23 protein-coding genes are annotated in these 23,060 nt (G+C 68.5%); 7 read left to right on the top strand and 16 right to left on the bottom strand.

Annotated elements, in window-relative coordinates; genetic code table 11:
- Positions 1-24 precede the first annotated feature (24 nt).
- The 6 genes from malQ to GV007_RS10345 all read right to left on the bottom strand — a co-directional run bounded on the left by malQ (position 25) and on the right by GV007_RS10345 (position 7,619).
- Positions 25-2,163: a 4-alpha-glucanotransferase gene (malQ, locus tag GV007_RS10320; RefSeq protein ID WP_160072356.1), complete on the bottom strand. Its 2,139-nt coding sequence runs from the start codon at positions 2,161-2,163 to the stop codon at positions 25-27.
- Positions 2,160-2,597 carry a Rieske (2Fe-2S) protein gene (locus GV007_RS10325; RefSeq protein ID WP_160072358.1) on the bottom strand — a complete coding sequence of 146 codons (438 nt, stop codon included), beginning with the start codon at positions 2,595-2,597 and terminating at the stop codon, positions 2,160-2,162. Before GV007_RS10325 ends, malQ begins: the two co-directional genes overlap by 4 nt.
- Before the next feature lie 80 nt (positions 2,598-2,677).
- The gene (locus GV007_RS10330) at positions 2,678-4,078 is read right to left on the bottom strand and encodes an MFS transporter (protein WP_160072360.1); all 1,401 of its coding nucleotides are present in this window, start codon (positions 4,076-4,078) and stop codon (positions 2,678-2,680) included.
- Positions 4,079-4,237: 159 nt separating this feature from the next.
- On the bottom strand, positions 4,238-4,648 hold the full coding sequence (locus GV007_RS10335) for a VOC family protein (protein WP_160072362.1): 411 nt from the start codon (positions 4,646-4,648) through the stop codon (positions 4,238-4,240).
- 123 nt (positions 4,649-4,771) lie between these two features.
- Positions 4,772-6,337, bottom strand: coding sequence for a cryptochrome/photolyase family protein (locus GV007_RS10340; protein ID WP_236558453.1), 1,566 nt, complete (start codon positions 6,335-6,337; stop codon positions 4,772-4,774).
- Positions 6,338-6,368: 31 nt separating this feature from the next.
- A complete protein-coding gene (locus GV007_RS10345) occupies positions 6,369-7,619 on the bottom strand; it encodes an NAD(P)/FAD-dependent oxidoreductase (protein ID WP_160072366.1) in 1,251 nt (416 codons plus the stop codon).
- 138 nt (positions 7,620-7,757) lie between these two features.
- Between GV007_RS10345 and GV007_RS10350 the strand changes: the two genes are divergently transcribed.
- Entirely contained in the window at positions 7,758-8,120 is a 363-nt protein-coding gene (locus tag GV007_RS10350; RefSeq protein WP_160072367.1) for a TraR/DksA family transcriptional regulator, read from the top strand.
- 5 nt (positions 8,121-8,125) lie between these two features.
- On the opposite strand, the gene GV007_RS10355 is transcribed toward GV007_RS10350, so the two are convergent.
- Both GV007_RS10355 and GV007_RS10360 read right to left on the bottom strand, forming a co-directional pair.
- A complete protein-coding gene (locus GV007_RS10355; protein WP_160072369.1) occupies positions 8,126-8,485 on the bottom strand; it encodes a DUF2695 domain-containing protein in 360 nt (119 codons plus the stop codon).
- Positions 8,486-8,554: 69 nt separating this feature from the next.
- Positions 8,555-8,953 (bottom strand): VOC family protein, encoded by a 399-nt coding sequence (locus tag GV007_RS10360; RefSeq protein WP_160072371.1) that lies wholly within the window; start codon positions 8,951-8,953, stop codon positions 8,555-8,557.
- A 179-nt stretch (positions 8,954-9,132) separates the two neighbouring features.
- On the opposite strand from GV007_RS10360, the gene GV007_RS10365 reads away from it, so the two are divergent.
- A complete protein-coding gene (locus GV007_RS10365) occupies positions 9,133-9,567 on the top strand; it encodes a hypothetical protein (protein ID WP_160072373.1) in 435 nt (144 codons plus the stop codon).
- A gap of 52 nt (positions 9,568-9,619) precedes the next feature.
- On the opposite strand, the gene GV007_RS10370 is transcribed toward GV007_RS10365, so the two are convergent.
- From GV007_RS10370 to GV007_RS10380, 3 genes are all read right to left on the bottom strand, one after another.
- Positions 9,620-10,231, bottom strand: a complete 612-nt coding sequence (locus GV007_RS10370) for a dihydrofolate reductase family protein (RefSeq protein WP_160072375.1) — start codon at positions 10,229-10,231, stop codon at positions 9,620-9,622.
- Positions 10,232-10,298: 67 nt separating this feature from the next.
- A complete protein-coding gene (locus GV007_RS10375; protein ID WP_160072377.1) occupies positions 10,299-12,071 on the bottom strand; it encodes an HSP90 family protein in 1,773 nt (590 codons plus the stop codon).
- Positions 12,068-14,305 (bottom strand): hypothetical protein, encoded by a 2,238-nt coding sequence (locus GV007_RS10380; RefSeq protein ID WP_160072379.1) that lies wholly within the window; start codon positions 14,303-14,305, stop codon positions 12,068-12,070. Before GV007_RS10380 ends, GV007_RS10375 begins: the two co-directional genes overlap by 4 nt.
- A gap of 152 nt (positions 14,306-14,457) precedes the next feature.
- On the opposite strand from GV007_RS10380, the gene GV007_RS10385 reads away from it, so the two are divergent.
- Positions 14,458-15,651, top strand: a complete 1,194-nt coding sequence (locus GV007_RS10385; protein WP_160072381.1) for a N(5)-(carboxyethyl)ornithine synthase — start codon at positions 14,458-14,460, stop codon at positions 15,649-15,651.
- Between the two features lie 41 nt (positions 15,652-15,692).
- Here the strand turns inward: GV007_RS10385 and GV007_RS10390 are convergent, their stop codons facing one another.
- The 4 genes from GV007_RS10390 to ychF form a co-directional block, all read right to left on the bottom strand.
- Complete coding sequence (locus tag GV007_RS10390; protein ID WP_442960376.1) at positions 15,693-16,280, bottom strand: mismatch-specific DNA-glycosylase; 588 nt, start codon at positions 16,278-16,280, stop codon at positions 15,693-15,695.
- Positions 16,281-16,482: 202 nt separating this feature from the next.
- Positions 16,483-16,803, bottom strand: a complete 321-nt coding sequence (locus GV007_RS10395; RefSeq protein ID WP_160072385.1) for a HigA family addiction module antitoxin — start codon at positions 16,801-16,803, stop codon at positions 16,483-16,485.
- The gene (locus GV007_RS10400) at positions 16,778-17,059 is read right to left on the bottom strand and encodes a type II toxin-antitoxin system RelE/ParE family toxin (protein ID WP_160072387.1); all 282 of its coding nucleotides are present in this window, start codon (positions 17,057-17,059) and stop codon (positions 16,778-16,780) included. Before GV007_RS10400 ends, GV007_RS10395 begins: the two co-directional genes overlap by 26 nt.
- A 33-nt stretch (positions 17,060-17,092) precedes the next feature.
- The gene (ychF, locus tag GV007_RS10405; protein WP_104242123.1) at positions 17,093-18,166 is read right to left on the bottom strand and encodes a redox-regulated ATPase YchF; all 1,074 of its coding nucleotides are present in this window, start codon (positions 18,164-18,166) and stop codon (positions 17,093-17,095) included.
- A gap of 68 nt (positions 18,167-18,234) precedes the next feature.
- Between ychF and GV007_RS10410 the strand changes: the two genes are divergently transcribed.
- Entirely contained in the window at positions 18,235-18,864 is a 630-nt protein-coding gene (locus GV007_RS10410; RefSeq protein WP_236558454.1) for a 3'-5' exonuclease, read from the top strand.
- A gap of 30 nt (positions 18,865-18,894) precedes the next feature.
- Positions 18,895-20,118: a DNA recombination protein RmuC gene (locus GV007_RS10415; RefSeq protein WP_160072389.1), complete on the top strand. Its 1,224-nt coding sequence runs from the start codon at positions 18,895-18,897 to the stop codon at positions 20,116-20,118.
- Positions 20,119-20,281: 163 nt separating this feature from the next.
- Here GV007_RS10415 and glpX read toward each other — a convergent pair whose 3' ends face one another.
- Positions 20,282-21,214, bottom strand: a complete 933-nt coding sequence (gene glpX / locus GV007_RS10420) for a class II fructose-bisphosphatase (RefSeq protein WP_228502914.1) — start codon at positions 21,212-21,214, stop codon at positions 20,282-20,284.
- A gap of 232 nt (positions 21,215-21,446) precedes the next feature.
- Between glpX and fbaA the strand changes: the two genes are divergently transcribed.
- On the top strand, positions 21,447-22,472 hold the full coding sequence (fbaA, locus tag GV007_RS10425) for a class II fructose-bisphosphate aldolase (protein ID WP_104241631.1): 1,026 nt from the start codon (positions 21,447-21,449) through the stop codon (positions 22,470-22,472).
- A complete protein-coding gene (locus GV007_RS10430; protein WP_146081981.1) occupies positions 22,469-22,915 on the top strand; it encodes a DUF6264 family protein in 447 nt (148 codons plus the stop codon). Before fbaA ends, GV007_RS10430 begins: the two co-directional genes overlap by 4 nt.
- Positions 22,916-23,060 lie beyond the last annotated feature (145 nt).

Genomic DNA, 23,060 nt, shown 5'->3' on the forward strand with positions numbered 1-23,060 from the left:
ACCGGTCGACACGCCTTGTGGACATCACTCAGATCTTGCCGAGGAGGCCGCGATCCTCGCTGCAAGCGGCGAGGCGAGCAGCTCCTCGAGCAGCACCAGACGACCACTCGCATCTGTCATCGGGACGCGCCAGTTCGGGTACTCGTCAGCTGTGCCCGGCTGGTTCACGCCGCGGCGGTCACCGGCCAGATCAGAGACCCCGACGCCGAAGAGCTGGGCCGAAGAAGCCGCCAGGTATTCGTGGAGCGCGACGACGAGGTCCTCGTTGGAGGGATCCTCCCCCACCAGACCTGATGCCCGGAGCTGGTCCACGACCTTCGAGATCGTCTCGGTCTCCTCGGCCCGCGCCTCCTCGACGGAGCCCTCGAGGAGGCCGAGACGCTCGCGAACGTCGAGGTGCTCGAGGGCCAGGAACCCGGCCGTCGGCGGAAGATCATGCGTTGTGACCGTCGCCAGGCAGGCGCGCCGGTAGTCTTCCGCGGCGAGTGGGACACTATCCTCATCCCATTCGAACCAGAGCACGGAGGCGCCGAGCATGCCCCGCTCAGCCAGCGCATCCCGAGCCTCGGGCGGCACCGTGCCGAGGTCCTCGCCGATCACGACGGCGCCGGCGCGCTCGGCCTCGAGCGCGAGGATACCGAGCATGGCCTCCGCGTCGGTGCGCACGAAGCAGCCGTCCTTCGCGGTGTTCCCCTCCGGGATCCACCAGAGGCGGAAGAAGCCCAGGATGTGGTCGATGCGAACGGCGCCCGAGTTGCGGAACACGGCGCGGAGCATGTCCCGGTACGGCGCGTAGCCGAGCTCGGCGAGCATGTCGGGGCGCCACGGCGGCTGGGACCAGTTCTGACCGAACTGGTTGTACTGGTCAGCAGGGACCCCGACCGTCACGCCACGGGCCATCGCCGCGCCGAACGACCAGGCGTCAGCTCCACCCGCGTGCACTCCGACGGGGAGGTCGTGCACGACTCCCAGCGACATGCCGGCGGCCCTGGCCTCGGACTGCACCCGCCTCGCCTGGACTTCGAGGAGGCACTGGAGCCACACGTGGAACTCGGTGTCCTCGGCGTGCGCGATGGCGAACGGGAGCACCTCGGCGCCGCTGGCCGTCGCGAGCTCGCTCGGCCACTCGCGGGAGTCGCGGCCGTGCACTCGCGAGATGGCGCAGAAGACACCGAACCGTTCGAGCGGCTCACCCGAGGCTCGTCGGAAGTCCTCGAACTCGTCGTCGACCACGTTCGCCGACCGCCAGGCCTCGAACAGCGCGCGCAGGGCGGGTTCCTTCAACGACCAGGCCTCGTCGCGGTCGATCGTGTCGACGCCGTTCCCGACGATCGCCGCGGCTGCGAGCCCCGAGAGGAGCTCGATCGTCGAGGCCGAGAGCGGCGCGCGCTCCCCGACGAAGACGGCCGCCCAATCGATGTTGAGGATGAGGGGGTCGACGAACTGCCTCGAGGTCGGCAGGTACGGGGAAGGCTCGAGCGGTGACACCGGGGGGTTCGCGTTCAACGGGTTGACGAGCACGAAGTCGGCATCGCGCTCGGCTCCCCAGGCTGTCAGCACCGAGAGATCGCGGAGGTCGCCGATGCCCCAGGACGTCGAGGAGCGCAGCTGGTACAGCTGCGTGAAGAGTCCCCACGAGCGCTGCTCGGGCCATGGCGTGGTCGTCGGCACGACGATGAGCGTGCCAGACTCCGCCGGTTCCACGGCGGCAGCTCCCTGGCCGACGCTGGCGGCGATCGAGTGCCAACCCGTCGGCAGGTCCGTCGGTACGGCGAACGTGGCTCGCCCGACGAGCGCGCCGTCGATGCTGCGCGGGTCGACCCAGTTGTCGAGCTGCTCGAGCTGGCGGACGGTGCCATCCTCGAGCCGCACCTCTGCGGTGACGGCGCTGCCGTGTGGCACGTGGATGAAGACGCTCGCGGAGCTCCCTGCTCGCACGGTCGTGCAGGCGGGCACCGTGCGCCGCCAGGGACGCTCCTCGAAGGCGACGGTCGATGCGGCCACCTCGTCATCGGTGTTCGCCGACAGCCCGAGCGCATCGAGCACCGCCGCCAACGTCTCCGGCGACACCTGCTCCTTCTCGCCCCGCCAGCCCCAGTACTCGACTTCCAGGCCGGCGTTCGCCGCGAGCTCGCGAATCGCCTCGATGTTGGTGATGCTCACGAGTATTCGACCTCAGTTTCGGTGACGGTGACGGTGCGCGGAGAGAGGGCCTGGTTGGCTGGTCCGGAGACGGGCTCGCCGGTCCTCGTGTCGTAGTGGCTCGAATGGCATGGACAGATGATGTGCTCCGCGGTGACCTGCGAGACCGGGCATCCCTGATGCGTGCAGATCGAGCTGAATGCGAAGAACTCGCCAGCCGCCGGCTGCGTGATGACGGTCTCGGTGGCTGCGACGATGGCCCCACCGCCCACGGGCACCTCGCTGAGCGGGATTGATCCGCTTGCCGCCGCATCGGCTTCTGCAGCGGAACCGCCGGCACCTTCGCCGTCTGGCCCTCCGCAGGCCGCGAGCAACGCCGCCGTCGCGATTCCACCGCCGACCGCCGCACTTCCCCGTATGACCCCGCGTCGTGAAGGATCCTGTCGTTCGCTCACGGCTCCAGGCTAGTCGGCGACCGCCTGGGTCGAGCTGCGGCGCGCGCTGTCGGCGCACGGAGCAGGGGCTGCACGCGACGCTACTCCTCGAGCTCGGTCCCCATGAGCTCTGGAAGGGTGAATGCCGCCGCGGCCGCGAGGAGGAAGGCCGCCGAGAAGACGCTGAAGACGAGCACGCCTCCGCCGGCGGCCAGCATGACCGGGACAAGCAGCGGCGCGATGATCGATGCGATTCTGCCGAAGCCGGCCGCCGCCCCGGTTCCGGATGCCCGCAACCTGGTCGGGTAGAGCTCGGGGCCGATCGCGTACAGGGCACCCCAGGCGCCGAGGTTGAAGAACGACAGGCACATTCCTGCGGCCAGGATGGTGCCTTCCGTGGTCGCGAAGCCGAACCAGAAGGCGGCACCCGCCGAGCCGAGCAGGAAGATCGCCAGCGTCGCCCTCCTGCCGATCCGCTCGATGAGGAAGGCGGCTACGACGTAGCCAGGCAGCTGCGCGAGCGTGATGATCAGCGTGAACTCGAACGACTTCACGAGCGTGAACCCCTGGCCGACCAGCAGGCTCGGGATCCAGATGAACGCGCCGTAGTAGCTGAGGTTGATGCAGAACCACACCGCCCAGAGCGCCGCCGTCCTGCGGCGCAGCGCCGGAGCCCACAGGTCGCGCCACCGGGCCGGCCGCGCGCCGGACGCCGCACTTGCGCGCTCAGCGGCCTGCGCGCGGTCCGTGGCCTCGACGGCCGACGTTTCCGGCGCATCCACCCCCGCCGACTCCTCGAACTGTCGAACCGCGCGTTCGGCCTCGCCGTACCGGCCCTTGCTCTCGAGGAAGCGCACCGACTCAGGCAGCCCGAAGCGCACGACGACCGCGTAGATCGCGGGCAGCAGACCCGTCAGCAGCGCCCAGCGCCAGCCGTCGTCGGACAACGGGATGATGAAGGCGCCGATGAGCGCCGCGCCGATCCACCCCACGGCCCAGAAGGCCTCGAGCAGCACGACGACTCGACCGCGAATGCGCTTCGGCGCGTACTCGCTCACGAGTGTGGACGCGACGGGGAGCTCGGCCCCGAGGCCGAGGCCGACGACGAAGCGGAGCACGATGAGCGCCGCCACTGACGCCGCGAGCGCCGAGGCTCCCGTCGCGAGGCCGTAGATGAGCAGCGTGGCGGCGAAGACCTGACGCCGCCCGAGCTTGTCGGCGAGTAGACCGCCGAGGCTCGCCCCGATCGCCATCCCGACGAATCCGATGGACGCGATGAACGAGAGCGTCGTGGCGTCGAGACTCCATTGCACCGCGAGCGCGGCCATGACGAACGAGATGAGGCTCACGTCCATGGCATCGAGGGCCCAGCCGATGCCGGAGCCGAACAGCAGCTTCCGGTGCCTGCCAGTGAACGGGAGCCGGTCGAGGCGCTGGTTGCGCGTGAGGGGTACCTGCGGTGCTGCGGCGGCGGGGCTGTCTGCCGGGCGAGGCTCGGTCATGTGCGTATCCAAGGGTGCTGGAGTGGAGTGGACGCCTAACCGTGCCAGACGGGAATCGGCTCCACCAGTCCCCGTGCCGCAATCGGCAATGGAGCCAGGTGGAGCCGTGGTGCCGAGAGCTCACGCTGGGCGTTCGCCTGTGGGGTTGGCGCCGGCTGGCTACGCCTCGGGCGCGGCCATGTGGAAGACCTCCCACAGGTGCCCGTCGAGGTCATCGAAGGCGGCGCCGTACATGCCGAACTCGTTGGCTTCCGCGGGACGGTGGATCTTCGCACCACCCGCCTCGGCCTTCGACGTGATCTCGTCGACCTCCGCGTCGCTGCCGAGGAGCAGGGCTGTTGTGCTCTCGTGACGGTTGCCACCGAGGATCGCCTCTGCCCCCTCGGGGAGGAAGCCTTGGAAGCGTTCCGTCTGCAGCAGCATGATCGCCACGTGCTCGTTCACGACGATGCAGCTCGTGCTGTCATCGGAGAACATCGGATTCACGGTGAAGCCGAGGCTCAGGTAGAAGTCGGTCGCCGCCTTGACATCGGCGACGGGGAAGTTCGGGAAGACCATGGACGCGACCATGAGCGGCTCCTTTGCACGTAGATCATGTGATGACGGGATCTTGTGATGGCGCGGTCCTCGTCGTCTCATGATTCTAGAAGGTGAACGCAGGTTTTCGGGCGCTGCGGTGGCCGATTTCGTGGATCAGCTATCCGCGTCTGCCCCCGCTGCTGACGGAGGCAGGATCTTCGCCGCGACCGCCAGGTGCTCGGCCCGTTTCTCCGGCCCCATCCGGTCGAGGAGCGCGACGGTCATCTGGGTGCGAGGGTTCCGCGCGAACACCGCACGATGGTCGTCCACGAAGGCCCAATAGAGGGCATCCCACCGAGTGGTCCAGTCGCCAGCGGGCAGGTCGGACATCTTGCGCAGGTAGTTGCTGCCGGAGACGTACGGCTTGGTCGTGATGTCCGCGCCCGCAGCGAACTGGCTCATCGCGTAGACGTTCGGCACCATCACCCAGTCGTAGGCATCGACGAACAGCTCCATGAACCAGCGGTAGACCTCGTCGGGGTGGATACGCAGCAGCGACATTGCGTTGCCGAGCACCATGAGCCGCTCGATGTGGTGGGCGTAGCCGGTCTCGAGGACACGGGAGATGACGAGGTCAACCGGCTTGAGTCCGGTCGTGCCCCGCCACCAGCCGGGCGCCAGGCGCCCATGATGGTCCAGCGCGTTCGAGGTCCGCAGCTCCCGCCCGCGGACCTGGTAGGTGGCCCGCATGTACTCGCGCCACCCGATGACCTGGCGAACGAAGCCCTCGAGGGAGGCGAGAGGCGTCTCCGCGTCGGCCGCATCGAGCGCGGCTCGGACAACCTGCCTCGGGTCAAGCAGGCCGATGTTCAGCGCCGGGGTCAGGAGCCCATGGTTGAGGAACGGATGCTCGCTCGAGATCGCATCCTCGTAGGGCCCGAAGTCGCGAAGCCGCTCCCGGACGAACTCCGCCAGGTGGCGTCGGGCCTCGTCGGCGTCCGTCGGCCACGCGAACGTCGTGGGGTCACCTGGGGCATCCGGGAACTCGCTGGCGACCCACTCGATGGCATCCTCGACATCGGCGTTCCTGGGCTCGGCGCTCTCTGCCGCCGACTCCTCCCCCAGGAGCGCGTCGAGGTCGAACGTCCCCTCCCGCTGCAGCACGGGGTGCCCCTCGAAGCGTGCGACCTTCGGTGGCGCGTACCCGCGGGGCAGCTTCTTGCGGTTCTCGGCGTCGAACGACCACCGCCCGCCGAGGGGCTCACCGTCTTCGTCGAGCAGGAGTCCGAGTCGCCGGCGCTGCCAGATGTAGAAGGCGTGCATTCGAGCATCGTTGCCGGAGAACCACGAGTCGATCTCGGCTCGCCCCGTGAGGAAGTTGGGCGACTCGAGCTCATCGTCGCCGCTCCACGTGTAGCCACCCGCTTCGAGCGCGCCGAGGAGGTCACGCTCGAGCCAGTCGTCGACCACGTCGAACCACGTGACCCGGCGGGGCGCCTCTCGGCGGATGAGCTCGGCCAGCTGCAGCCTGGATGGTAGCTCCTTCCTGCTCTCGAGGTACTCGACGGCGAAGCCGCGACCGATGAGCCTCTTCGCGAACCGCGCAAGGGAGGCCCGGTGGAGAACCAGCTTGTGCGCGTGGAATCGGTACTGGCGGAAGAGGAGCTCGTGCTCGATCAGCACGAAGCGGGTGCCGGACGGTGCAGCGAGATGCTCCTCGAACAGCTGGTGCGGGAACACCAGCCGCAGGCTGCCGCGCTTCCTGGCCGGATCAGGCAAGGGACTCGGCGACTGCCGCTGCCGCTCGCTGGCCGGCGACGAGTGCCCCTTGGATCGACCCCGTCTCGCGGTGGTCCCCTGTCACGACGACCCGCTCGCCCAGGAGCTGTGGCCCGCGGTCCCGCAGGGGTGGCAGCTGGACCGGAAGCGTGTGCGGGATGACGTGGTGCGTGATCACCTCCCAGTCGGCGGTGGAGGTCTTGTACAGGCGTGCGAGATCGCGGCGCACCTCTGCCTCGCTCGCCAGACCGTCCAGGCGATCGAGCAGGGTCGTCGCCTGCACGAGGTGCGCTCCTGCTGGGGCGTATGAGCGCGCGACCTCCGAGATGACGGCGGTGTTCCAGATGGGCCCCGCGGGTCCCCCGCCGGCTCGCGAGGCGTCGAGCAGCAGGAAGGGGCCGGTTCGCGGCTCACCCGTGGCGCGGAACCACCAGGTCGTCAGCCCGTGGGTCTCCGGTGCCTCTTGGCCTGTCACCGCGGGCAGGTCGTCGGGCGCCACCGCGACGATCGCGGCGCGAGCCAGGATGGTGCCGCGGTCCGTGGTCACCCTCACCCCGCCAGACGTCTCCTCGACGTCGCGCGCCGCGGTGCCGAGCCGCACGGGTTCGTGGAGCCCCGCGGCGATCTGTGCCGGCAGCGCGCGCATGCCGTCCTTGGGGAGTCCCGGTGCGCCGAGGGCGAAGTATCGAACCAGTTGCTTGACGTATGCGGCAGACGAGGTGCCGCTGCTGTCGGCGAGCACACCGGCGAGGAAGGTGTCGAGCAGGTCGGTGCGGAGGCGGCCGGTGAGCCCCGCATCGTCGAACGAGGCGCGGAGCTCCTGGTCGGCGCCTGCCTGCTCCGAGTCGGGTCTCATCAGCGTCGGGCCGAGCCACCGGGCAAGCGCGACGAGATCGGAGAGCGGGGTGTGCGCGCTCAGCAGGGTGGGCAGCGCGTGCTGAGGGTGGCGGATCGGATGCGCGAGCGTCGTCGTCTTCTCGCCTGACCGCACGATCGCCCCGACGCCGAAGCTCTGCAGGTCGAGCGCCCCCAGGTCAACGCACTCCCTGAGCGCCGGGTAGGCGGGGTTGAGCACCTGGAAGCCCCGGTCGCAGAGGAACCCGTCGATGGCCTCGGTGCGGACTCGTCCGCCGACCTCGTCGTGCGTCTCCAGGACGACCACGCTCTGTCCACGAGACTCGAGGCTCTGCGCTGCCCGAAGGCCGGCGAGTCCGGCTCCGATGATGACGACGTCCGTGTCCATAAAGCTCCGTTCGATGGCGTAGTGCGCCATTGTCCGGGAGCAACCCGGGCCGCCCCTGAGCGCTTCAAGTACTTCAGGCACTTCAGGCGGTTCGGGTTCCGTCAGGACTTCTGGCGCCTGCTGGACGAGAATGGCGGCATGGATGGAGCTGACACGCACGCGGAACGTCTGGAGGCCCTGCGGTTGCTCGCTGCGGGGCGCGTCGCGAGCACTGATGCCGCCCTCGAGACGCTGGTGCATGATCGTGCGTCGCTCAACGATGACGACGAGCACGACCCCGATGGGGCGCCCCTCTCGGCGGAGTGGTCGAGGCTCGCGGGTCAGTCCGACGCCGCGAAGTCGGAGCTCCGGCAGATCGAAGCAGCGGTGCTGCGCCTGGACGCGGGCAGCTACGGTGTGTGCGTGACGTGCGGCAGGCGAATCCCGGACCAGCGTCTGCGCGTGCGCCCGTTCGCCGAGCAGTGCGTCGCCTGCGCGGAGCGGTCGCTCCCGCGTCGCTGACCGGGTCAGTAGTCGCTTCCGCGCTCTGTCCACCAGAGCCTGCACGGCTGCGTCGAGCCGCGGCGAACGCCCAGACAGGCTGGAAGAACCTGGGCTTCGCCCTCGCCGGCATCAGCGGCGTTCAGGAAGATCTCGCAGTCGCAGTAGGCGCCCATGCGGCCGAGTCGCTCGAGCAGGGCGGTTGCCCGCGGCGCCTGGCGCTCCTGGTACCACTTCGAGAACCGATGCGTTCCATCGCAGCCGAACTCGTCCAGCTGGTCGGCGACGTAGCAGAGCACGCACTCCCCTGTTCTCGGCGCAAGGAGCTCACCGGCGAGGCTCCGCACGAAGGACTCGGCTTCTCTGTCAATTCGTTGATCTGTCATGCCGACAGTTTGGACCGGACCACCGACATTCCGACGGGCCATCGGCGGGGGTGGTGTGCGGGACGGCGCTCAGGACTCCCGAGACGAGAGGACGCAGAATTCGTTGCCCTCTGGGTCGCGCAGCACGACCCACGTCGTGTCCTCCCCCTGCCCCACGTCAGCTCGGCTGGCCCCGCGGGCGAGCAGTGCGTCGACGTGCGCCACCTGGCTTTCGTGCAACGGGGCGGCGAGGTCGATGTGCAGCCGGTTCTTCACGGTCCGCTCGTCCGCGACCGGCACGAAGACGAGTCCGGGCCCGACCTGCTCGAACGGTACCCCCGGGCTGTCCTCGTCGAGCCATTTGGGGATGATCGCTGCCTCGTTCTCGTCCTCGAAGCTCACCTGCCAGTCGAGCGTCTCCGCCCACCAGGCCGCGAGCGCGCGATGGTCGTGCGCGTCGACGACGGTCGAATACCAGCGAAGTCCCATGCGTGCCTCCTCAGACCTGCCCATCACGACCAGCCCATCCTGCTGGCCGGAGCTGGGTGCGAGCGGAATGCCGCGGGTCCTCGATGGCGAGTCCGAGCAGTTTCAGAGAAGCACGGAGCCCCGATGGGTCGTACGTTGGTCCTGAACCACCGGTCAGGAACACGGAGAAGGAGCTCGCTATGGCGGAGAAGACGGCTGGACTGTCGAAGGACGAGCGGGACGCGGTCAAACAGCGCGCCGCAGAGCTGCGCGCTGAGCAGAAGGCCGGGAAGAACCGCGCCGCTGGCGACGCCGCCATCCAGAAGGCCATCTCAGAGATGACGGACGAGGATCGAGCGCTCGCCGAGGGTGTCGACCGCATCGTGAAGGAGGTCGCCCCGCAGCTCATGCCGAAGACCTGGTACGGGTTCCCCGCCTACACCGACGCCGACGGCAAGGTCGTCGTGTTCTTCAAGGCGGCATCGAAGTTCACGACGAGGTACGCGACGCTCGGGTTCGAGGAGGCAGCGCAGCTCGACGACGGCGACCTCTGGGTGACGTCGTTCGCGCTCATCAGCCTCACCCCCGAGACGGAGAAGACCATCGCGGACCACGTCCGCAAGGCCGCCGGCTGAGCTGAGCCCCGCGAGGAGAATCGACCGGCAGACTGCTGTCGGCCTGGTGCGGTCAGCGCTGGGCCGACCTCCGGTAGCGGATGTGCGTCGACAGGGGCGAGTGCAGCACCTCGACGGGCTCGTAGTCGAACGCCTCGACGCCGTCGAACATCCGCTCGCCGGAGCCGAGCAGCACGGGCGCGACGTCGAGCGTGAGCTCGTCGACAACCCCCGCGTTGAGCGCCTGTCGAACGGTGGAAGCGCCGCCGGCGATGTCGACGCCCTTGCCTCCAGCGGCCTCGACGGCCCTGGCGTAGGCCGCGTCGAAGCCGCCCGTGACGAAGTGGAAGCTCGTGCCGCCCTGCATCTCGATGGGGTCGCGTGCGTGATGCGTGAGCACGAAGACCGGCGCGTGATATGGCGGCTCGTCACCCCACCACCCGCGCCAATCCTCATCCCACTCGCCGCGAACGGGACCGAACATGTTCCGCCCCATCACGTAGGCGCCGCGAGGTCGCATGAGCCAGCCGGTCGCGACCTCGTCGGCGTCGGTCGCCCGTGGGTCGCCGATGTGCCAGCCGTGCAGCTCGTGCCCTCTTCGGCCGAGCGGATGCTCCGCACTCTGCTCGGGGCCCGCGACGAAGCCGTCCAGGGAGATGGACATGTGGCAGGTGGTGTCGGACATCGGGAGTCCTTCCGTCGACGTGAGATCGGCCCGTGACCGCGACCCTACTCCCGGTCTCCTCGCCCTGTCACTCCCTGGAGCCCGCCGCGGCGATCAGCGTGTGCAGCGTGCTGCTGAGCAGCTCACCGTGCCGCTCGTCGAGCGTCTCGCCGGCCCTCAGGAGGCCGATGACGTACAGTCCGCTGATCGCTTCGGCACGCACGCGCTCGTCGCGCACCTGCCCAAGCGAGCGCACCGCCTCGCTCGACACGTTCATGACGAGCCTCGGCCGCGTGGGCGGCGACGCCGGTGCGCTGAGGAGGTCCGCCCACGGGTCCGCTTCCGCGTCGGCATCGGCCGGCTGGCCCCGGTACTGCTCGCTCGGAGCAGCGACGAACAGGGATGGGGTAGATGCCGGGGCGAACTCCCGCAGGTCGAGATCGACCCCGAGCCGGTCGAGGACGATGCGCGCCTGCGACTCGAATCCTCGAGCCGCAGCGTCATCGTCACTCGGCTCCGGCAGCTCGTCGACAAACGAGTGCGGGTCGAACGCCCGAACGCGCGCCGCGTGCCCACGACGCTCGCGCACCTTGCGCAGGATCTCGCTCCCGTACACGTAGGAGCCGTTCACCAGCAGCGCCTTCCTCGCGCGAAGCAGCGGCGCGAACGCCGTGAAGTCGGTCATCGAGGCGGTGTACTGCACGTCGTCCGAGATGCGCAGGATCTGGGCGAGGGTCATCGTGCCCTCGCTGGTCTCCCAGGGCACGTGGCCGATCACGAGGTCGAGCATGTCGTCGTCCCCCGCCGCCATCGCGAGGATGCCCTTCGCGTGCACGTCCATGAACCGGTCGAAGCCGACGGGATCGCGTAGCGCGAAGTGCTCGATGCCCTGCCGGAGCTGCGTCCCGATCTGCGCCTTCACCTCGCCGATCGCCGACGAATCCTGCAGGGACTCGCGGGACGCGGTCAGGGGCAGGCCACCTCCCTCGACGGCGAGGCGCACGAAGTAGGCCCAGTTCGGAGCGAGCTGCACGTTGTCGTCGGCGACGAACATGCCGTGCGAGTAGACCGTGTCGCCGTGTCGGTTCCCGACCCGCCCCGGGCTGTCCGAGATGAAGGCGACGCCGACCACACCCGCGGTCGGGACGTCGACGGGGAGCATTGCGAGGGGCGTGAACCCGAGCTCACGGCGACACCACTCGGCTGCCTCGAAATCGGAGGTCCGCCACGGTGGCGTCCTGGTGCTGACGAGCTCCGCCGGCTGCCGGGGAGTCGTTCGCAACGAGATCGGGAGCTCAAGCAGGCTGGCGAAGCGCTCGGCGAGAAGACGCACCCGCACCGGGTCGACCCATTCTCGGTCGTCGGCGCGAGCCTGAACGCGCACCTCAGTGCCCGCGTCCGGCAACGGGGTCTCCGCGGGTGTGATCGTGAACGTGCCGTCCGAGCTCCCAACCCAGCTCATCGTCGGCGCGTCCGCCGAGCGAGCGCTGCGCGAGCGCACCTCGATGCGATCTGCGATGAGGAAGCAGGAGAGGAGGCCGATGCCGAACTGCCCGAGGTACTGTCGGCGCACTCTGGTGAAGTCGCTGCGCTTGCTCGACGCCCCGATGGTGGCGAGCACCGACCGCATTTCCTCCTCGGTCAGCCCGATGCCATGGTCGCGGACCAGCACGGCCCCGCCGTCCTCGACCTCGACCGCGATCTCCTGGGGCGCGGTCGGATCGAGCTCGCTCCTGGCGACGACCGCGTCCCTGGCGTTCTGCATGAGCTCGCGGAGGTACACGCGCGGACTCGAGTACAGGTGATGGGACAGGATGTCGACGATGCCGCGCAGGTCGACGCGGAAGCTCTCGCCACTCATGCGGTCACCCCGAAGGAGGCGTTGCCCGGGAACCATCTGTCGCGCACCCAGGTGCTCCACCGGTCATCGCCGTTTCGCGCATCCAGCCGGCGGGTGATGTCGGCGGCGCGCGCACGGAGGTCCGGCCCTCGAGGGTCGTCGGGGGCCGTGGCGAGCAGGGCGCTGCCGCACGCGGCGAAGATCATCAGGTCGCTCGGCGACTCGTCGACGTCCGCGAGCAGCGCGTCGATGAGCGGCCCAAGCTCGGTGCCGGGTGCGGCTATCCCCTCGAGCAGCACCCATCCGGGCAGCGGACCGAACGCGTCCACGTCGCCGTCGACACTCTCGAGGATGCGGGCCAGCTCGGCCGAGGCGGCAGCCCTGTCCCCTGACCGAGCGTCCAGCCAGCACAGCCAGGCCGTCGCGGCGCGCACCTGCTCAGCATCGCCGTCCGCGAGGATCCTTCTCGCGGTGGCCGCCGCGAACGCAGGTGCCGCGAACGCGGTGAGGCGAACGACTTCGAGGTCGACCGTGACGCGATCGAGCAGCTTGCCCTCCGCTTCGAGCTGGGGTCCGAGCTGCGAGAGGGCGGCGCGCAGCGACGCCGTGTCGCCGCGGTGAGCCGCCACTTCCGCGCGCGCGAGCGTGAGGTGGGCGGTGGGTCCCCCGGTGACCGCTCGGAGGCGCACCTCCGCCTCGATGAGCTCCTCGATCTCCGGCCACGTGACCTCGGGCGCGGCGACGGCCTGGTCGACGGTCACGGCGAAGAAGCGCTCGCCGATGGCCGCGATGGAGTCCTCGATCGCGTCCGAGTCGTTCCGAAGCTCCACCTGAGCCGCGCGGAAGTGGCGCACGAGCGTCGCGATATCGCCCTGCTGACCAGCGCGCAGGCCATGCAGCAGCGGCACGCAGTACCGAGTGGTGGCGCACTTCAGCTGCTCTGAGCGTGCGGAGAGCGAGGCCGCGAGGGCGTCGGCGTCCTCGGATGTCTCGGCGGAGAGAAGGTCCATGGTGGCGCCGAGGTGCGCGACGTAGCGGTGCTTGATGGAGATGGGCGGCTCATCCATGCTGACCGAGGCGGTGCGCGGCAGCCAGCCGGACGCGAGGATCGTCTCCGCTCGCTCTTCCACGTCACCCCAGACGTCCTCGTCGTCGACCACCTCCGGTCGTGTCGGTGCGGGCAGGCCGGCCCACCAGAACTCGTCGAGCTCCCGCGAGTGCACGTCGGTTCCGCCGCGTCGGTCGAGCGAGGCGGCAGCCTCCACGGCGAGCGCTCGCAGCAGCCCGCCCTCGTCCCCGATCGGATCGGCGAGGATGCGGTTGCGCGCCGTGGCGGCGGTGGCCTCCCAGTCGCTCCCGTCGAGGTGCAGGTTGCGGAGGGTGTGGTCGACGGCTTCGAGCGCGGCCTCCGGACGCTCCTCGAGGACTGGGATGAGGAACTCCGCGACCCCGTCTCGCGCGAGTCGGGAGGCCCCGACCCCGGCGAGGAGCTGGTCGGCGATGAGGTTCGCATCGCTTCGACGGCCAGCGCGCACGTAGAAGAAGGCGAGCAGGATGAGGAGGGGCGTGGCGTTCTCCGCGTCGGAACGCGTGGCGTCGAGCTGGCCCGGGTCGATCTCGAGCATCCGCAGCCGCTGCTCGAGCGTCTCCGTCGCGCGCGGCAGATCGAAGCGCGCGACGAGCGGCAGCTCCATCTGGATGACGCCGGAGTCGTCCGGCCGCCACTCGACGCTGTTCTCGGATCGCCACCGTTGGATCCAGTCGAACGTCGCCTCGGCGTCTCCCCTGGCCGCGGAGACCACGGCTCGCGCCACGTAGACGCCCACGATGTCGGCACCGCGCTGTCGTATCTGCTGCTCGACGAGGTCGATGGCGCGGGTGATCTGCTCGAGCGGCACCGTCGGGTCGTCGACGAGCCTCATGCTCGCGGTCGCGATGGAGTTGAGCATGCGCCCGACGTTCTCGGGCGCGATGAGGTCGCCGTGGCGGTGGATGACCTGCATGAGCCGCACGTACGCATCGAGCGCTGGGACTGCGAGTCCCGCCTTGACGAGGGTCGTGTACTGGCCGAAGCGGGCGCTCGCGATGAGGTGAGGGAACTCGGCGCGTTCGCAGTCCTCGATGAACTCATCCCAGATCTCGAGCTTGCCCTCGTCCTCAGGAAGATCCCAGATCGCGGAGCTGCGTTCGAACAGGGCTTGGATGCGCTCGTGCTGCTCGGGGTCGAGCGTGGCGATCTCTGAGTACGCGATCATCTGGGCCTCCAGGCTGCGGTCTGCTTCCCGAGGTCACCGCACGCTTGGACGCTGGGGAAGGTGGCTGCCGGTCACCCTAGCGAATGTGCCTGCCCGAAATGGGCGTACTGTCAGGGCAGGAGCTGACTCTGGTTCCCCAATGATGGGATCCCATGTCGTTCGCTGTCGCCTCCACCCGTGCTCCGCTGCTCTCGCTCGGTGTCCTCGCCGACTCCTCGATGGAGAACGAACGCCGGCTTCCCCTCCACCCGCATCACCTCGATCGGATCGACGCGGACGTGCGGGCTCGCATGATCGTGGAGCGCGGCTACGGGGCCGACTTCCAGCTCGAGCCCGGCTACGTGGAATCGCGTGTCGGCAGGGTCGCCGAGCGAGCCGAGGTCCTCGCATCCGCTGACGTGCTCCTGCTCCCCAAGCCGCAGGCTGCGGATGTGGCGGCGCTCGCACCAGGGCGGGTGCTCTGGGGGTGGCCGCACTGCGTCCAGGACCCCGAGGTGACGCAGCTCGCGATTGACAGGAAGCTGACGCTGATCGCGTTCGAGGCCATGAACCACTGGACGCCGCAGGGTGACATGAGCCTGCATGTCTTCCACAAGAACAACGAGCTCGCCGGCTACTGCTCCGTCATCCACGCGCTCAGCCTCATCGGGCTGACGGGCCTCTACGGCCCTCGCCTCAGGGCCGTGGTGATCGGCTTCGGTGCGACCGCTCGAGGCGCGGTGACGGCGCTCAACGCACACGGCATCCACGACATCGAGGTGCTCACGCAGCGCGGCGCGGCGGCCGTGGGCTCCCCCATCCACAACGCGCACATCACGCAGCTCAACACGGATGACGGGCCGACGCACCTCAGTACCGTCAGCACCGAGCAGGGCGATTGGCTCCTCCCCGATTTCCTGGCCACCTACGACATCGTCGTCAACTGCACCTTCCAGGATGTCGCCGCACCATTGACCTACCTCCTCACGGAGAACCTCGCACGGTTCTCGACGGGGAGCCTCATCATCGACGTGTCCTGCGACGAGGGCATGGGGTTCGAGTGGGCACGGCCCACGACGTTCGAGCAGCCGATGTTCACGGTCGGGCAGGGCGTCAACTATTACGCCGTCGACCACAGCCCGTCCTACCTGTGGAACTCCGCCACCTGGGACATCAGCGAGGCCCTGCTCCCGTTCCTCCGACCCGTCCTCGAAGGCCCGGAGGCGTGGGCCGAGAGCGCGACGCTCACTCGAGCGATCGAGATCCGGGATGGTGTGATCCAGAACCCGAGCATCCTGAGCTTCCAGGGGCGCGAGGCCGAGTACCCGCACCGCGTTGCCGCCGCCCAGGTGCCGCTGGCGTCCTGACGGAGCATGCCTGGGGTGTTCATGACGCGAGGTCTGCGTCGTCACTCAGCAGGAAGCGAATCCCAGACTTCTCGCCATTTGGCGGCGAGGGTGTCGATCGTCTCGTGCGCGTTCAGCCCGCTGGGTTGCGGGACGACCCACAGGGCGACGTCCTCCGGCCAGCCCACGACAGTCCCCGTCTCCTGACGCCCGAGCTTCGACTTCGGCAGGCCGAACGCGGTGCGGAATGCGGTGATCCCGGCGACGGCGACAGCGTCGGGCCGCATCTCGTGCACGCGCTCGATGACTCGCCGCCCGCCGTCGCGCAGCTCCGAGGGCGTCAGTTCGTCGGCACGCGCCGTCGCTCGGCCCACAAGGTTCGTGAGCGCGATGCCCCGGCCGAGCAGCTGCTGCTCGTCTGGCACAGAGAGGCCACGCGATGCGTCGACCGTGTGGTCGGTGAGGCCCGCCCGGTTCAGTGATGGCCAGAATCGGTTCCCGGGCCGCGCGAAGGGGGCATTGACCGCGGCCGTCCACAGTCCCGGGTTGACGCCAACGATGAGCAGCCGCACCGTCGCGAGGTCGACGGGGAGGATGTCGTCCATGGCGTGCTCATCCGGCGTCTGGAACTGTGCCAGCTCCGCGGTCACGGGTTTGCGCCCACCGAGTGGGGATGCGCGACGCTCCCTGGCCGGGACGTGCGAGGAATCCGGCGGGTCGATCTCGACTCCAGCCCCATGAGGCGGAGTGGGGAACGACCGCTTCACGCCATCCGCGGCATCCGGAGTCACTGGGACTGGCATCCAGCGTCGACGACGTCACCGTGCGCAGAGACACCGATCGACAGATCCGTCATGCGACCTTCAACGGTGTGATCGCGGCGACCTTGTCGTGCAGGGCCCTGCGCTCGAGCCGCAACTCGTAGTTCGACTGCAGGTTCATCCAGAACTCCTCCGACGTCCCGAAGTACCGGGCCAGGCGGATCGCTGTGTCCGCGGTGATGCCGCGCTTGCCGTGCACGATCTCGTTGATCCGACGCGGAGGCACACCAATGGACACCGCGAGCTTGTTCTGCGTGATGCTGAACCCCTCGAGGAAGTCCTCCATCAGGATCTCCCCCGGGTGGATCGGCTCGATCGCATCCGCATCAGTGATAGTCGATGAGCTCGACATCTTCCGCCCCTCCCTCTCTCCAGACGAAGCAGATACGCCACTGGGAGTTCACACGGATGCTGTGTTGACCACGTCGATGGCCACCCAGCTTCTCCAGGCGATTCCCCGGAGGGATCGTCAGATCTTCCGCATCTTTCGCCGCATGGATCAGCTCGAGCTTCCTCAGGGTTGCTCGTTGAACCGCCCGATCGACGCCCTTGACATACCGCTCACGCCAGATGCGCTCGGTTTCCTTGCTCCCGAACGATCTGATCACGAGGTCAGCGTATAACGCAGAGCGTCAATAACGCTAGACGTTAAAGCGGAACTCCACGACGTCGCCGTCCTGCATGACGTACTCCTTGCCCTCCATGCGGGCCTTGCCCTTGGCGCGAGCCTCGGCAGTGGAGCCGGTCTCGACGAGGTCCTCGAACGAGATGACCTCGGCCTTGATGAAGCCGCGCTCGAAGTCGGTGTGGATGACGCCGGCCGCCGCCGGTGCCTTCCAGCCCTTGCGGATCGTCCACGCGCGCGACTCCTTGGGGCCCGCGGTGAGGTAGGTCTGCAGCCCGAGCGTGTCGAAGCCGATGCGGGCGAGCTGGCTGAGGCCCGACTCATCCTGACCGAGCGACGCGAGGAGCTCGGCGGCTTCCTCGGGGTCGAGGTCGATGAGCTCGGACTCGGTCTGCGCGTCGAGGAAGATCGCCTTCGCCGGAGCGACCAGCGCCGCGAGCTCAGCCAGCTTCTCCTCGCTGCTCAGCGCGGCCTCGTCGATGTTGAAGACGAAGATCATGGGCTTGGCCGTGAGCAGGCCGAGCTCCTTGATGGGCTCGAGGTCGATCTTGGTGGCCGAGAGCAGCGTGCCCTCGTCGAGCGCCGCCTTCGCCTCGTTCGCTGCCTCGAGCACGGAGGAGTCAAGACGCTTCTGCTTGACCTCCTTCTCGAAGCGCGGGAGCGCCTTCTCGATGGTCTGCAGGTCGGCGAGGATCAGCTCGGTGTTGATCGTCTCCATGTCGCTCGCGGGCTCGACCTTGCCATCGACGTGTACGACGTCGCCGTCCTCGAAGCCACGCACGACCTGGACGATCGCGTCCGCCTCGCGGATGTTCGCGAGGAACTGGTTGCCGAGCCCCTCGCCCTCGCTCGCGCCACGCACGATGCCCGCGATGTCGACGAACGACACGGCGGCGGGCAGGATGCGCTCAGAGCCGAAGATCTCGGCGAGCACCTTCAGCCGTGCATCGGGCAGCTCGACGACCCCCACGTTGGGCTCGATCGTGGCGAACGGGTAGTTCGCCGCGAGAACCTGGTTCTTCGTGAGTGCGTTGAAAAGGGTCGATTTGCCGACGTTGGGCAGGCCGACGATGCCAAGAGTAAGAGCCACGAGCACCTATCGTACTTGCCCACCGGATGCGCCACACCCGATTCGACCGACGCCAGGTTCGTGCCACCATGAATGACGTGACCATCGACTTCACCGCGATCGACTTCGAGACCGCCAACGGCTCCCCCGCCTCAGCGTGCGCCGTCGGACTCGTCAAGGTGCGGGACGGTGCCGTCGTCGAGCGCGCGAGCTGGCTCATCCAGCCCCCTCAGCCCCACGACGCGTTCCTGCCCTTCAACGTCCAGCTGCACGGCATCAGCCGGGAGATGACGCGCAACGCACCGACCTGGGAGGAGCAGCTGCCCCGTCTCCTGGCCTTCGTCGGAGACGATGTGCTGGTCGCGCACAACGCCCGCTTCGACATCGGCGTGGCAGTCACGATCAGCCTTGCGACGAACACGACGCTCCCACCGCTCGCCTACTTCTGCTCGCTCCGACTCGCGAGACGCAGCTACGAGCTGCACTCCTACCGCCTCCCGGTGGCCGCGGAGGCGGCAGGGTTCACGACGCTCGTGCACCACGACCCCGTCTCCGATGCGGAAGCGAGCGCCGCCATCGTCGTCGACGTCTCGCGAAGGCTGGGCGCTGTGGAACTCGCCGACGTGGGCGCGTCGGCGGGCGTCGACATCGAGCGCATCGAGCTCAGCAGGGAGCGGGAACTCGCCGCGACACTCACCGCGGCGGCCACCTTCGCCTGAAATGTCGGAGGCACCTGCGAGGGTGGATGCATGGACCTTCTCCCGCTCGTCATCGGCCTCCTGCTCGGCCTCATCGTCGGATTCGCGATCGCCGCGATGCGAGGAGCAAACCAGCGCCAACAGCTGGCGACCGAGCTCGCGGGTGCCAGCGCACGCGCCTTCGCTGCGAGCGAGGCACGCTCCACTGCCGAGCAGCATCTCGAGGAGGTGCTCGCACGGGAACGCTCGCAGCTCGAGGCGCGCCGCACGAAGGACGTCGGCGAACAGCAGGTGCTCACGGCGCTCGCCCCGGTGAACAAGCAGCTCGAGCTCATGCGCCGCGCCGTCGCCGCTATCGAGGAGCAGCGCCTGCAGCAGCACGGCGAGCTCAGCGAGCAGCTCCGCAACCAGCACGAAGCAGACGAGCGCCTGCGGGCGACAACCGACTCGCTCGCCTCCGCGCTGCAGTCCAACCAGGCACGAGGCGTGTGGGGCGAGGCCCAGCTTCGCAACATCGTCGAGGCCTCCGGAATGATCGAGCGCGTCGACTTCGACACGCAGGTCACGCTCACCGGGGAGCAGGGCGCGGGCCGCCCGGACATGATCGTGCACCTACCAGGGGCCAAGCACCTCGTCATCGACGCGAAGGCCCCGATGGCGAAGTATCTCGCCGCGAGCCAGCTCAGCGAACTCGGCGACCAGGAGGAGACCGCACGCCGGCGCAGCCTCATGGGCGACCACGCGAAAGCCCTCCGATCACACGTCACCGCCCTCGCCGCGCGCGGCTACCCGAGCGCGGTGCCCGGATCCCCCGAACTGGTCATCGCGTTCGTCCCCAGCGAGTCGGCGCTCTCGGCCGCAGTCGCCTCCGACCCGTCGCTCCTGGAGGACGCGATCCACCGCGGAGTCGCGGTCACGTCTCCCGTCTCGCTCTGGGCTACCCTCCGCGCCATCGCCTACGCCTGGCAGCAGGACGTGCTCGAAGACCAGGCCCACGAGATCTTCGAACTCAGCACCCAGCTCCACACGCGTCTCGGCACGCTGGCCACCCACATCGACAAGCTCGGTCGGTCGCTGGCTGGCGCCACCACCACCTACAACGCGTTCCTGGGCTCCCTCGAGACACGAGTCCTCCCCACCGCGCGAAAGCTGGACGCCCTCAACATCGGCTCCCCCATCAGCACGCCGCGCCCCGTCGAGGAGCAGCTCCGCGGGCTCACCGCGCCCGAACTCACTGAGCATCGAGAAACGCAGCCCGAGCTCACGGAGCACTGACCCCGACCCCTCGAACGGGCGAACTCCCGGAAGAACCGCACGCGAACGGCTCCTCAACGACAAACGCTGCCAGCCCGATGCCGCGACGGTGAACGCCGGGAACATCAGACTGGCAGCGCTTTGGCGGCAGCTCCAGAAGAACTGCGTCAGCTGCGGAAGATGATCAGAGCCACTTGTCCGCGAGGTGCTCGGCCGTCACACGACGCACGGTGCCGGAACGGGAGCGGAGGACCACCGAGTCCGTGAAGATGCGGTTGCCGGACCGGCGAACCCCGGCGCACAGCCCACCGTCAGTCACACCCGTCGCCACGAAGTACGTGTTCTCGGTGCGGACCAGGTCGTCCTGCGTGAGCACTGCGTCGAGGTCGTGCCCGGCAGCGATCGCCCGCTCGCGCTCCTCGGCGTTGCGCGGGTACCAGCGTCCCTGCAGCACGCCGCCGAGCGCCTTGATCGCGCACGCCGTGATGATGCCCTCAGGAGTGCCGCCGATGCCGACGCACATGTCGATGCGACCAGTGCCGCGCGCAGCATTGATGCCACCGGCGACGTCGCCGTCGAGCATGAGCTGCGTGCCGGCACCCGCCGCGCGGATCTCGTTGATGAGCTCCTCATGACGCGGACGGTCGAGCACGGCGATGACCATGTCCTCGACCGGCTTGTTCTTCGCCTTGGAGAGGGCGCGGATGTTCTCGGCGATCGGGCGAGCCAGGTCGATGACGCCGACGCCCTCGGGACCCGTGACGATCTTCTCCATGTAGAAGAGGTCCTTCGGGTTGTACATCGAGCCGCGGTCGGCCACGGCGATGACGCTCAGCGCATTCTGCCGGCCAGCGGCCGTGAGGCTCGTTCCATCGATCGGGTCGACGGCGATATCGCAGTCGGGGCCCTGCCCGTTGCCGACCTGCTCGCCGTTGAAGAGCATCGGGGCTTCGTCCTTCTCGCCCTCGCCGATGACGACGACGCCGGCGAAATCGACGGTCGAGAGGAACTTGCGCATGGCGTCGACGGCCGCACCGTCGGCGGCGTTCTTGTCACCTCGCCCGATGAACGGCGTGGCCCGAATGGCCGCAGCCTCGGTCGCACGCACCAACTCCATAGCGAGGTTGCGGTCGGGGTTCGCGAAGAGCTGCCCGTGCTCCGGAGTTGAAGTGGCGGAAGATGAGGTCACAAGGGTCCCTTTCGCTGGCGTTATGGACGTTCTCGCCGAGCAATCACACGACACCATTGCTCCGCGCCATCCGGTTCTCAACCCTAGTACGCGCGCTCGGAGAAAGTCGGCGGCCCTGGCTAGACTTCAGTCGTAAGTTCCAAGCGCTGAAGGAGCACATATGCCCATCGCAACACCGGACCAGTACGCCGAGATGCTGAACCGAGCCAAGGAAGGCGGCTTCGCGTACCCAGCGATCAACGTCTCCAGCTCGTCGACGATCAACTCCGTCCTCCAGGGTCTCACCGAAGCCGGCTCAGACGGCATCCTCCAGGTCACCACGGGCGGTGCCGACTACTTCGCCGGCCAGTCCGTCAAGGCTCGCGCCTCCGGCGCCCTCGCCATGGCCGCATTCGCGCACGAGGTGGCGAAGAACTACCCGATCACGGTCGCGCTGCACACCGACCACTGCCCGAAGGACGCGCTCGACGGCTTCGTCTACCCGCTCCTCGAGGCATCCGCTGACCAGATCAAGCGCGGCGGCGAGCCGATCTTCCAGTCGCACATGTGGGACGGCTCCGCAGTGCCGCTCACGGAGAACCTCGAGATCGCGTCGAAGATCCTGAAGCTCACGCAGGCCAACAACCAGATCCTCGAAGTCGAGATCGGCGTCGTCGGCGGCGAGGAAGACGGTGTCGCGCACGAGATCAACGAGCACCTCTACACGACGCTCGACGACGCCATCGCGACCGTCGAGGCGCTGGGCCTCGGCGACCGCGGCCGCTACATGGCCGCGCTCACCTTCGGCAACGTGCACGGCGTCTACAAGCCGGGCAACGTCAAGCTGCGCCCCGAGCTCCTCGCGGAGATCCAGGCAGGCCTCGCAGCCAAGTACGGCACCGGTGCCAAGCCGCTCGACCTCGTCTTCCACGGCGGATCGGGATCGACCGACGAGGAGATCGCCGAGGCGGTCCGCAACGGCGTCATCAAGATGAACATCGACACCGACACGCAGTACGCGTTCAGCCGCTCCGTCGCCGACACCGTCCTGAAGAACTACGACGGCTTCCTCAAGATCGACGGCGAAGTGGGCAACAAGAAGGTCTACGACCCCCGCTCGTGGGGCAAGAAGGCCGAGACCGCTATGGCGGCTCGCATCATCGAGGCCACCAAGCAGCTCGGCTCGTTCGGTCACTCGGCCGCGTGAGCGTGACGCCGGGATCCGAGCCGCAGGACTCGGTGCAGGAGGTAAAGCGGAAGAACGACCGCTTCCTCGGCATCGGGTTCCTCGTGCTCGGCCTCGTCGCCACAGTCCTGAACATGACGACGTTCACGGAGAACTCGTTGGCGGGCCAGATGGCCCTGCTCTACGAGGACTTCGGGATCAGCGGCTACGTGCGACCTGAGGGTCTCGGCTCCCTGTCCACCACCGCTGTCCTGGTACTGCCGGCGATCTACGCCCTCACGCTGTACCTGACGCTCGTCCGCTGGAAGGCCGGCAAGCGGGCGATGTGGATCCCGATCATCGGCGCCGTCGTCACCCTCATCACGATCTTCGGCTTCACGATCGCCGCGATCCTGATGCACGGTGAACTGCTCGAAGCGATCTCGAGCGGCGCCCTGCCGATGCCGACGCCAACCTCCACGTAGGGCGTGGCGACAGCAGTCACGCTGACGTCGCCACGTGCCTGCCCGGGCGAGCCACCTGGCCACCCGACCCGGGCAGGCTGGGTTCTCCACAGCACTGAAGCATCGGCCGCCGCACGCGATATCCTCGATCTCGCATGCGGCGGCC

The organism is Pseudoclavibacter sp. 8L, assembly GCF_902506465.1.
In the GTDB taxonomy this organism is placed as follows: Bacteria; Actinomycetota; Actinomycetes; order Actinomycetales; family Microbacteriaceae; genus Pseudoclavibacter.

Coding starts and splice junctions, on each gene's coding strand:
- GV007_RS10330 (WP_160072360.1), bottom strand. CDS start 4,078: ATGACCGAGCCTCGCCCGGCAGACAGCCCCGCCGCCGCAGCACCGCAG.
- GV007_RS10335 (WP_160072362.1), bottom strand. CDS start 4,648: ATGGTCGCGTCCATGGTCTTCCCGAACTTCCCCGTCGCCGATGTCAAG.
- GV007_RS10345 (WP_160072366.1), bottom strand. CDS start 7,619: ATGGACACGGACGTCGTCATCATCGGAGCCGGACTCGCCGGCCTTCGG.
- GV007_RS10350 (WP_160072367.1), top strand. CDS start 7,758: ATGGATGGAGCTGACACGCACGCGGAACGTCTGGAGGCCCTGCGGTTG.
- GV007_RS10355 (WP_160072369.1), bottom strand. CDS start 8,485: ATGACAGATCAACGAATTGACAGAGAAGCCGAGTCCTTCGTGCGGAGC.
- GV007_RS10360 (WP_160072371.1), bottom strand. CDS start 8,953: ATGGGACTTCGCTGGTATTCGACCGTCGTCGACGCGCACGACCATCGC.
- GV007_RS10365 (WP_160072373.1), top strand. CDS start 9,133: ATGGCGGAGAAGACGGCTGGACTGTCGAAGGACGAGCGGGACGCGGTC.
- GV007_RS10370 (WP_160072375.1), bottom strand. CDS start 10,231: ATGTCCGACACCACCTGCCACATGTCCATCTCCCTGGACGGCTTCGTC.
- GV007_RS10375 (WP_160072377.1), bottom strand. CDS start 12,071: ATGAGTGGCGAGAGCTTCCGCGTCGACCTGCGCGGCATCGTCGACATC.
- GV007_RS10380 (WP_160072379.1), bottom strand. CDS start 14,305: ATGATCGCGTACTCAGAGATCGCCACGCTCGACCCCGAGCAGCACGAG.
- GV007_RS10385 (WP_160072381.1), top strand. CDS start 14,458: ATGTCGTTCGCTGTCGCCTCCACCCGTGCTCCGCTGCTCTCGCTCGGT.
- GV007_RS10395 (WP_160072385.1), bottom strand. CDS start 16,803: ATGTCGAGCTCATCGACTATCACTGATGCGGATGCGATCGAGCCGATC.
- GV007_RS10410 (WP_236558454.1), top strand. CDS start 18,235: ATGAATGACGTGACCATCGACTTCACCGCGATCGACTTCGAGACCGCC.
- GV007_RS10415 (WP_160072389.1), top strand. CDS start 18,895: ATGGACCTTCTCCCGCTCGTCATCGGCCTCCTGCTCGGCCTCATCGTC.
- glpX (WP_228502914.1), bottom strand. CDS start 21,214: ATGGAGTTGGTGCGTGCGACCGAGGCTGCGGCCATTCGGGCCACGCCG.
- fbaA (WP_104241631.1), top strand. CDS start 21,447: ATGCCCATCGCAACACCGGACCAGTACGCCGAGATGCTGAACCGAGCC.